This is a genomic window from Kitasatospora sp. NPDC101176 (genome assembly GCF_044768035.1).
Taxonomy (GTDB): domain Bacteria; phylum Actinomycetota; class Actinomycetes; order Streptomycetales; family Streptomycetaceae; genus Kitasatospora.
Map to the genome: position 1 here is coordinate 128,758 of NZ_JBIWPA010000011.1, position 8,860 is coordinate 137,617.

At 72.4% G+C, this 8,860-nt stretch carries 11 protein-coding genes; 3 read left to right on the forward strand and 8 right to left on the reverse strand.

What is annotated here, in order from left to right:
* Nucleotides 1–29: 29 nt before the first annotated feature.
* The 3 genes from ACIRS1_RS18005 to ACIRS1_RS18015 form a co-directional block, all read right to left on the reverse strand.
* Nucleotides 30–419, reverse strand: a complete 390-nt coding sequence (locus ACIRS1_RS18005; protein ID WP_360209489.1) for a hypothetical protein — start codon at nucleotides 417–419, stop codon at nucleotides 30–32.
* Between the two features lie 159 nt (nucleotides 420–578).
* Nucleotides 579–1,304, reverse strand: coding sequence for a ribonuclease PH (gene rph, locus ACIRS1_RS18010; protein ID WP_360209492.1), 726 nt, complete (start codon nucleotides 1,302–1,304; stop codon nucleotides 579–581).
* A gap of 175 nt (nucleotides 1,305–1,479) precedes the next feature.
* Entirely contained in the window at nucleotides 1,480–1,863 is a 384-nt protein-coding gene (locus tag ACIRS1_RS18015) for a glucose PTS transporter subunit EIIB (RefSeq protein WP_402840670.1), read from the reverse strand.
* Between the two features lie 249 nt (nucleotides 1,864–2,112).
* On the opposite strand from ACIRS1_RS18015, the gene ACIRS1_RS18020 reads away from it, so the two are divergent.
* Both ACIRS1_RS18020 and ACIRS1_RS18025 read left to right on the forward strand, forming a co-directional pair.
* On the forward strand, nucleotides 2,113–3,402 hold the full coding sequence (locus ACIRS1_RS18020) for a PTS transporter subunit EIIC (RefSeq protein WP_402840673.1): 1,290 nt from the start codon (nucleotides 2,113–2,115) through the stop codon (nucleotides 3,400–3,402).
* A gap of 430 nt (nucleotides 3,403–3,832) precedes the next feature.
* On the forward strand, nucleotides 3,833–5,110 hold the full coding sequence (locus tag ACIRS1_RS18025; protein WP_360209498.1) for a PTS transporter subunit EIIC: 1,278 nt from the start codon (nucleotides 3,833–3,835) through the stop codon (nucleotides 5,108–5,110).
* A 97-nt stretch (nucleotides 5,111–5,207) separates the two neighbouring features.
* Here the strand turns inward: ACIRS1_RS18025 and ACIRS1_RS18030 are convergent, their stop codons facing one another.
* Nucleotides 5,208–5,954 (reverse strand): MBL fold metallo-hydrolase, encoded by a 747-nt coding sequence (locus ACIRS1_RS18030; RefSeq protein ID WP_402840676.1) that lies wholly within the window; start codon nucleotides 5,952–5,954, stop codon nucleotides 5,208–5,210.
* 265 nt (nucleotides 5,955–6,219) lie between these two features.
* A complete protein-coding gene (locus ACIRS1_RS18035) occupies nucleotides 6,220–6,408 on the reverse strand; it encodes a MarR family transcriptional regulator (RefSeq protein ID WP_360209504.1) in 189 nt (62 codons plus the stop codon).
* Nucleotides 6,409–6,595: 187 nt separating this feature from the next.
* On the opposite strand from ACIRS1_RS18035, the gene ACIRS1_RS18040 reads away from it, so the two are divergent.
* Complete coding sequence (locus ACIRS1_RS18040) at nucleotides 6,596–7,066, forward strand: type II toxin-antitoxin system PemK/MazF family toxin (RefSeq protein ID WP_402840678.1); 471 nt, start codon at nucleotides 6,596–6,598, stop codon at nucleotides 7,064–7,066.
* 35 nt (nucleotides 7,067–7,101) lie between these two features.
* On the opposite strand, the gene ACIRS1_RS18045 is transcribed toward ACIRS1_RS18040, so the two are convergent.
* The 3 genes from ACIRS1_RS18045 to ACIRS1_RS18055 form a co-directional block, all read right to left on the reverse strand.
* Nucleotides 7,102–8,070, reverse strand: coding sequence for a cysteine synthase (locus ACIRS1_RS18045; RefSeq protein ID WP_360223461.1), 969 nt, complete (start codon nucleotides 8,068–8,070; stop codon nucleotides 7,102–7,104).
* Nucleotides 8,071–8,145: 75 nt separating this feature from the next.
* A complete protein-coding gene (locus ACIRS1_RS18050; RefSeq protein ID WP_196952340.1) occupies nucleotides 8,146–8,424 on the reverse strand; it encodes a MoaD/ThiS family protein in 279 nt (92 codons plus the stop codon).
* A 113-nt stretch (nucleotides 8,425–8,537) separates the two neighbouring features.
* Nucleotides 8,538–8,657, reverse strand: a complete 120-nt coding sequence (locus ACIRS1_RS18055) for a putative leader peptide (protein ID WP_347878546.1) — start codon at nucleotides 8,655–8,657, stop codon at nucleotides 8,538–8,540.
* Between the last annotated feature and the right edge of the window lie 203 nt (nucleotides 8,658–8,860).

The window sequence follows — 8,860 nt, forward strand, 5'->3', positions numbered from 1 at the left end:
CGCCCACCCTATCGGCAGCGGTGGGGGCGTCAGCCGGTGCAGACCGAGGTGAGGTTGCCGGCCGCGTCGCCGAGCGGCTTGAGGTCGGGGACCTCCTTCTTGTCGACGGCCTGCTGGACCTTGTCGGCCTGCTTCTGGAGGTCGGCGACGGCCTTGGCGACGTCGGTGTTCTTGGAGTTCCGGCCGATCTGGTCGAGGTCGCCGCGGAGTTTCTGCAGCGCCTTCGCCGCGGCGGCCGAGTCGTTGCTGGAGTTGCCGTAGGCGGCGGTGACGTCGGCGAGGTCGCCGGTGACCCGCACGGCGGTGTTGCCGCAGTCGAGCGCCTTCTGCGCGGCGGAGCAACTGACCATGCTGAGCGGGAGGATCGCGATCAGTCCGGCCACGGCGAGGGCGGCGGGGCGGGCGATGCTCGACGGCATCCGGTCCTCCTGGGGGGCGCGCGGGTTCCGTGGGACGGGACGCGCGCCGGGGGGTGCGCGGTTCCCGCAGCGGGGTGCTGCGGGAACCGTACGGGCTCCGGGCCCGGCCTGTACAGCGGCGCGTCCGTCCCGTTCCACGGCGGCGCGGGCCGGGGAGGTTCAGCCCTCGAGGGCCTTGCGCTGGATCTCGTCGAGTTCGGCGCAGCCGAGGGTGCCGAGGTCGAGGAGGCGGTCGAGGAGGGCGCGGTCGAAGGGGGCGCCCTCGGCGGTGCCCTGGACCTCGACGAAGCGGCCGTCGGAGGTGCAGACGATGTTCATGTCGGTCTCGGCGCGGACGTCCTCCTCGTACTGGAGGTCGAGCATCGGGACGCCGTCGATGATGCCGACGCTGACGGCGCTGACGCCGCCGGTGATGGGCTGGCCCTTGGCGCGCAGGAGCTTGCGGTCGCGGGCCCAGGCGACGGCGTCGGCGAGGGCGACGTAGGCGCCGGTGATGGCGGCGGTGCGGGTGCCGCCGTCGGCCTGGAGGACGTCGCAGTCGAGGACGATGGTGTTCTCGGCGAGGGCACGGTGGTCGACGACGGCGCGCAGCGAGCGGCCGATGAGGCGGCTGATCTCGTGGGTGCGGCCGCCGATGCGGCCCTTGACGGCCTCGCGGTCGCCGCGGGTGTTGGTGGCGCGCGGGAGCATGGAGTACTCGGCGGTGACCCAGCCTTCGCCGCTGCCCTTGCGCCAGCGGGGGACGCCCTCGGTGACGCTGGCGGTGCACAGCACCTTGGTGTCGCCGTAGGAGATGAGGACGGAGCCTTCGGCGTGCTTGCTCCAGCCCCGTTCGATGGTGATCGGGCGGAGCTGGTCGGGGGTGCGGCCGTCGATGCGTGACATAGGAACCGAGCGTAGTCGCTCGGCGCGGGTGTTCCGGAGAGCGTCCGCGGAGGCCGCTGCGGAGCCGCGCCGGGAGGGGCGGGCGCCGTGCCGGTGCGCGCGGGCCGGACGCGCCCCGGCCCGCCGTCCTGTGCGGGGCGGCGGGCCGGGGGGAGCGTGAGCGCGGTGGCTCAGCTCACATCATGTCCTCGATGTCGGCGGCGATCGGGTCGGCGTCGGTGCCGATGACGACCTGGATCGCGGTGCCCATCTTGACGACGCCGTGGGCGCCGGCGGCCTTGAGCGCGGCCTCGTCGACCAGGGCGGCGTCCTTGACCTCGGTGCGCAGGCGGGTGATGCAGCCCTCGACCTCTTCGATGTTGTCGATGCCGCCCAGACCGGCGACGATCTTCTCAGCCTTGCTGGCCATCTGATTCTCTCCCTCTGTCTCGGCCTGCCGGCGGCTCTGCCGGGTGCCGTCCTGCGCTGTGCTGGGTGTCCGTCGGCCGGTGGCCGCCGGGACCGTCTGCCGGTGCTGACGCCGGTTCAGCCGTGGTCGCGCTGCCGGGCAGCGCGACAAGCATCACCCGCTCCGGGCCGGTCTGCCACGTTAGTCCACTTTTGGCGCAGTCCGGCGCGCACGGTCCCGACCGCCGCCGGAGGATGACGATCAGCGGGGCCCGCGGCCCGGCGTGCGGCCTGCGTCCCAAAGTGGTCTACACCAATATATGTGTACTCCGATGAACGCAGAAAGGACCCCGGGCGTTCCGGCCCCCGCGCGGGGTCCCGCCGGGGCCACCGGCCGCCCACTGCTCCCGGAGGTCGAAGGATGAGTTCGGCAGGCGCCACGACCCCGCAGACCGTGTGGTGGCACACCCTCTACGGCGGGCTCCAGAAGATGGGCCGCTCGCTGCAGCTCCCGGTGGCGGTGCTCCCGGCCGCCGGCATCCTCAACCGGCTCGGCCAGCCCGACGTCTTCGGCAAGGACGGCCTCGGCTGGGACAACGTCGCCAAGGTCTTCGCCGCGGCCGGCGGCGCCCTGCTGGACTCCGCGCTCGGCCTGCCGATGCTGTTCTGCGTCGGCGTGGCGATCGGCATGGCGAAGAAGGCGGACGGCTCGACGGCGCTGGCGGCCGTGGTCGGCTTCCTCGTCTTCTACCGGGTGCTGCACGCCTTCCCGGAGCAGTGCAAGCCGCCGACGGTGCTGGTCAGCGACCAGTGCGTGGACTACGGCTCGGCGAAGTCGGCGGCCGCGACGTACCAGAACCCGGGGGTGCTGGGCGGCATCCTGATCGGCCTGATGTCGGCCTGGCTGTGGGTCCGATTCCACCGCACCAAGCTGGTCGACTGGCTGGGCTTCTTCAACGGCCGCCGCCTGGTGCCGATGATCACCGCCCTGGTGGGCATGCTGACCGCCTGCCTGGCGGTCTGGGTCTGGCCGCCGATCGGCCGCGGCCTCAACGACTTCAGTCAGACCCTCGCCGACCTCGGGTCGACCGGCGCCGGCCTCTTCGGCCTGTTCAACCGCCTGCTGCTGCTGATCGGCATGCACCAGCTGCTGAACACCTTCGTCTGGTTCCAGTTCGGCGAGTACACCAAGCCCGACGGCATGATGGTGCACGGCGACATCCCGCGCTTCCTGGCGGGCGACCCGACGGCCGGCCAGTTCCAGTCCGGCTTCTTCCCGATCATGATGTTCGCGCTGCCCGCCGCCGCACTGGCGATCGCGCACTCGGCCAAGCCGCACCGCCGCAAGGAGATCTACGGACTGATGCTGTCGGTCGGCCTGACCTCCTTCGTGACGGGCGTCACCGAGCCGATCGAGTACTCCTTCGCCTACATCGCCCCGGCGCTGTTCCTGGTGCACGCCCTGCTGACGGGCGTCTCGATGGGGCTGACCTGGGGCCTCGGGGTCCACGACGGCTTCAGCTTCTCGGCCGGCCTGATCGACTACGTCATCAACTGGAGCCTGGCCACCAAGCCGTGGCTGATCCTCGTGATCGGGGCCGGCTTCGCCGCCGTGTACTACGCGCTGTTCCGGTTCATCATCGTCAAATTCAACCTGAAAACGCCCGGCCGGGAGGACGAGAGCGAGGTCGAGGACGTCACCAAGGCCTGATAGCGGGCCGCGAAACCGCCCCCGAAACCGAGCGTCACCGGACGTCACCCGCAATGGCCCCCGGACCCGTCGGTCCGGGGGCCATCGACTTTCCGGAAAGGGCCAATTGCCCTGGCGGGAAAGCCTCGGCGGCCGCACCACCGGCCTGGTCGCGCACGCTCCGCCGCGAGCCGGCGACGCCCGGCGAGGCCGGGCCTTTTTGTTGCGCAAATAGCCAAAATCCCAATCACGCCGGGTAATCATGATCGTCGTTCCGCAAGTAGGTTTCGATTTCATAGCGCTTCCCGGCAGCAGTGCTTTCCGGGGTTCCCCGCCTTCTCCACCCGTGCTACAAAACTGGTCTACACCACACGTGGTGTAGACCAGTTCGCGGTTCGGCCCCCTGTGCCCCTCCCCCGACCGACCGCCATGCCGTTAGGAACCCACCCCCATGAGTCAGTCTGCGCAGGCACCGGCGCCCGCCACGGCTCCGGCCACGCCAAGCCCGACCAAGAAGTTCGGCCAGAGCCTCCTCCAGGGTCTGCAGAAGATCGGCCGCAGCCTCCAGCTGCCCATCGCCGTGCTCCCCGCCGCAGGCCTGCTGATGCGCCTGGGCCAGGACGACGTGTTCGGCAAGGACGGCCTCGGCTGGGACAAGGTCGCCGCGGTGTTCAACACCGCCGGCAGCGGGGTCTTCGACAACCTGCCGCTGCTCTTCGCGGTGGGCATCGCGATCGGCTTCGCCAAGAAGGCGGACGGCTCCACCGCCCTCGCCGCCCTGGTCGGCTTCCTGGTCTACAAGAACGTGCTGACCGCGTTCCCGATCGCCGAGGGCCACATCGCCGACGGCAAGTGGGTCGCCCCGACCTACCAGAACCCGGGCGTGCTCGGCGGCATCGTGATCGGCCTGCTGGCCGCCGTGCTCTGGCAGAAGTACCACCGCACCAAGCTGGTCGACTGGCTGGGCTTCTTCAACGGCCGCCGCCTGGTGCCGATCCTGATGGCCTTCGTCGGCACCGCCGTCGGCGTGCTCTTCGCCCTGACCTGGGGCCCGGTCGGCGACGCCATCAAGAGCCTGAACGACACCCTGATCGGCGCCGGCGCGTTCGGTGCGGGCGCCTTCGGCCTGGTCAACCGCGGTCTGCTGCCGGTCGGCATGCACCAGTTCGTGAACTCCTACGCCTGGTTCCAGACCGGTGACTTCACCAAGGCCGACGGCACCATCGTGCACGGCGACATCCCGCGCTTCTTCGCCGGCGACCCGACCGCCGGCCAGTTCATGTCGGGCTTCTTCCCGATCATGATGTTCGCGCTGCCCGCCGCCGCCCTGGCCATCGCCCACGCCGCCAAGCCGCACCGCCGCAAGGCCGTCACCGGCATGATGCTCTCGCTGGCGCTGACCTCCTTCGTGACCGGTGTCACCGAGCCGATCGAGTTCGCCTTCGTCTTCATCGCCCCGGCCCTGTACGTCATCCACGCGCTGCTCACCGCCGTCTCGATGACCGTCACCTGGGCGCTCGGCGTGCACGACGGCTTCACCTTCTCCGGCGGCCTGATCGACTACGCCCTGGCCTGGAGCAAGGCCACCGACCCGTGGATGATCATCCCGATCGGCCTCGCCTTCGCCGCGCTGTACTACTTCCTCTTCCGCTTCGCGATCACCAAGTTCGACCTCAAGACCCCCGGTCGCGAGGAGGACGACGAGATCGAGGACGTCACCAAGGCCTGACACCCGGCCACACCCCGCGACCCCGCCCCACCGCTGCTCCCCCAGCGGCGGGGCGGGGTCGTCGTGCGTGGCGGCCCACCGGGCGGGCCGTCGCGGGTCAGATCCGGTAGACCGCGCCGGCCCGGGCGATCTCGACGGGCCCGGCGTAGGCCGCGGCGGCGTCCCGGCGGTTGTGCTCGGCGTCGGTCCACGGCGGGATGTGGGTGAGGACGAGGCGGCGGGCGCCGGCGGCGGTGGCGTGCTCGCCGGCCTCGCGCCCGTTGAGGTGGACGGCCCGGTAGGTGTCCCGGCCGTCGATGTAGGCGGCCTCGCAGAGGAAGAGGTCGGCGTCGCGGGCGAGTTCGACGAGCTCGGCGCTCTCGCCGGTGTCGCCGGAGTAGACGAGCGAGCGGCCGTCGTGTTCGAGGCGGAAGGCGAAGGCGTCGACCGGGTGGTTGACCTGGGCGACCTCGATCCGGAACGGGCCGAGGTCGAAGGCGCCGGGGGTGAGGGTGCGGAAGTCGAAGACCTCCTTCATCCCGGGGTTCTCCGGCATGTCGTAGGCGCGGGCGAGCCGCTCGGCGGTGCCGGCCGGGCCGTAGACGGGCATCGGGTCCGGGCAGCCCTCGGCACGGTAGTTGCGGGCGACCCAGTAGGCGCAGAGGTCGACGCAGTGGTCGGCGTGCAGGTGGCTGAGCAGGACGGCGTCGACCGCGTAGAGGTCGACGTACTTCTGCAGGGCGCCGAGGGCGCCGTTGCCGAGGTCGAGCACGACGCGGTAGCCGTCGGCCTCGACCAGGTAGCTGGAGCAGGGCGAGTCGGCGGACGGGAAGCTCCCCGAGCACCCCACCACGGTCATCTTCATCCGAGCCCCTCCGCCCCGACACGTCCTGGCTGCTGCTGGAAAACGGCAGGCCGGGCCGGGGAACCGGCCGGGAGCACTGCTTCGCGTGTCGAGGGTAAGGGCGGAAGGACACTTTGCCCCCGTCCCCGTGCCGGGCTGTGGCTGGAATCACCAGAACGCCGGGGCCGGGGCGGGGGCCTCGCTCAGCGGTGCCGGGGGTGTCGCTCAGCGGTGGCGGGGGCGGTCCGGCGGTCCCGCGGCGGGGTGGGGGCCGTTGCCGGGCCGGTCAGCGGTGGCGGGGGCGGTTGCGGGCCCAGGTGCGGATCGTGTCCGGGTGCCAGCGGGGGTGGCCGTCGTCGACGACGTCGGGGTCGGGCAGCAGCCCGTGCCGGCGGTAGTTGCGCACGGTCTCGGGCTGCACGTTGATGTGGCGGGCGATCTCGGCGTAGGACCACAGGTCGCTGTCCCTGCTCACGAGGACACCTCCGGAGGGGCGGGGGCGGACGTTCGTGGGCAGCTTTTCCGGGCCGGGGCGGTGTCCTGCGCGCAGAACGGGCACCGTGGCCGTTCCGTGACGAACCGGGAGCAACGGGCGGACAAATACTCAACTGTCACAGCACCGACGGTGGTGGGCGCCGCCGCGGGCCGGTACGGTTCGCGGCATGAGCGGCATGACTGGCATCTGGGTGGTCCTGGCGGTGGCGGGCGTCGCGGCGGTGGCCGCCGTCGCGGCGGCACTGGTCAGGCGGACCCGCCCGGCTCCCCGACCGGCCGGTCCGACCGGCCCGCGGCCGCGCCCGGCGACCCGCGGCGCGGCGGCGCCCCGACCGCAGGAGATCTGGTGGGCGGAGGTGCCGTTCGAGGACGGCCCGGGGGCGAAGGACCGCCCGTGCCTGGTGCTGCGGGTGCACGGCCGGCAGGCCACCGTCGCGAAGATCACCAGCAAGCACCACGGCGACCGCCCGGGAGTGCTGCCGCTGCCGCCCGGTTCGGTGGGCGACCGACAGGGCCGGACCAGCTGGCTGGAGACCGACGAGCTGCGCGAGGTGCCGCTGACGGCCTTCCGCCGCCGGGCCGGCACGGTGGACCGGCAGGTCTGGTCCCGCGCCGAACGGGCCCTGCGGACCGGCTAGGTCCCGTACGGGCCGCGGGTCCGACAGATGCACACCTAGGCCCAGAGCTGGCCCTGCAGCGCCTCGACGGCCGCCTCGGTGGACTCGGCGGTGTAGATGCCGGTGGACAGGTACTTCCAGCCGCCGTCGGCGACGACGAAGACGATGTCCGCCCGCTCCCCGGCCGCCGCGGCCTTGCGGCCGACGCCGATCGCGGCGTGCAGGATGGCGCCGGTCGAGACGCCCGCGAAGATGCCCTCCTGCTGGAGGAGTTCGCGGGTGCGGCGGACGGCGTCCGCGGAGCCGACCGAGAAGCGGGTGGTGAGCACCTCGGCGTCGTACAGCTCGGGGACGAAGCCCTCGTCGAGGTTGCGCAGCCCGTACACCAGGTCGTCGTAGCGGGGTTCGGCGGCGACGATCCGCACGCCGGGGACCTTCTCGCGCAGGTAGCGGCCGACGCCCATCAGGGTGCCGGTGGTGCCGAGGCCGGCCACGAAGTGGGTGACGGAGGGCAGGTCGGCGAGGATCTCGGGGCCGGTGCCGGCGTAGTGGGCGCCCGCGTTGTCGGGGTTGCCGTACTGGTAGAGCATGACCCAGTCGGGGTGCTCGGCGGCGATCTCCTTGGCGATGCGGACGGCGGTGTTGGAGCCGCCGGCGGCCGGCGAGGGGATGATCTCGGCGCCCCACATGCGGAGCAGTTCGCGCCGTTCCTCGCTGGTGTTCTCGGGCATCACGCAGACCATCCGGTAGCCCTTGAGCTTGGCGGCCATGGCGAGCGAGATGCCGGTGTTGCCGCTGGTGGGCTCGAGGATGGTGCAGCCGGGGGTGAGTCGGCCGGCGGCCTCGGCGCGCTCGATCATGTGCAGCGCCGGGCGGTCCTTGATGGAGCCGGTGGGGTTGCGGTCCTCCAGCTTGGCCCACAGCCTCACCAGCCCGTCGGCGTTGCCGGGAACGGCGGCGGACAGCCTGGGCAGGCGGACCAGCGGGGTGTTCCCGACGGCTTCGAGCGGGCTGTCGTAACGCAAGGGGGCCTCCGGCCGCGGCGTTGGGGGGTGTCGAGGGGGCGGCTCCCCCGCCGCGCGGGCGGGGGAGCCGGGAGATCAGCGGGCGCCGCCGGCCACGGCGGGCAGGATGGTGACGCTGTCGCCGTCGGCGAGGGCGGTGGAGATGCCCTCCAGGAAGCGGACGTCCTCGTCGTTCAGGTAGACGTTGACGAAGCGGCGCAGCTCGCCGCCCTCGACCAGGCGGGCGGCGATGCCCGGGTGACGGGCGTCGAGGTCGGTGAAGAGTTCCCCGAGGTTGCTGCCGGTGCCCTCGACGGCCTTGGCGCCGTCGGTGTAGGTGCGGAGGATGGTCGGGATGCGGACCTCGATGGCCATGGGTGCGCTCCTGTGCGAGTCGTGAGGGGTGGGCCGCAGCGGGCGCGGCAGGGCTGATGGTCCCGGGGCTCGGCGTCGCCGGCCGGCGGCGGGCCCGGGTGGGGCGTGGCGGCTCAGCGTGAGCGCGCGGGCGTGCCGGGACAGATCGCGCTGGCGAGCCGGCACAGGTCGACGTGCAGGCGCGCCACGAGGCGGGTGCCCGGGGCCTGGTTGCTCACATCGACGGAACGCATGGGCTCATCGTATAGATTCCCGGGCCCGCTCCGACATCTCCGTCTCGGGATCCGGATGTTCCCGTCCCTCGTGCTGAGACGAGACGGGCCCGGGGGGGGCGGGGGGGCGGGGGGGGGGCGGGGGCCCCGGGGGGGGGGGGGGCCGCCCGGGGGGGGGGGGCGGCCCGGGGGGGGGGGGGACGGGATATAGGGGCGCCACCGCG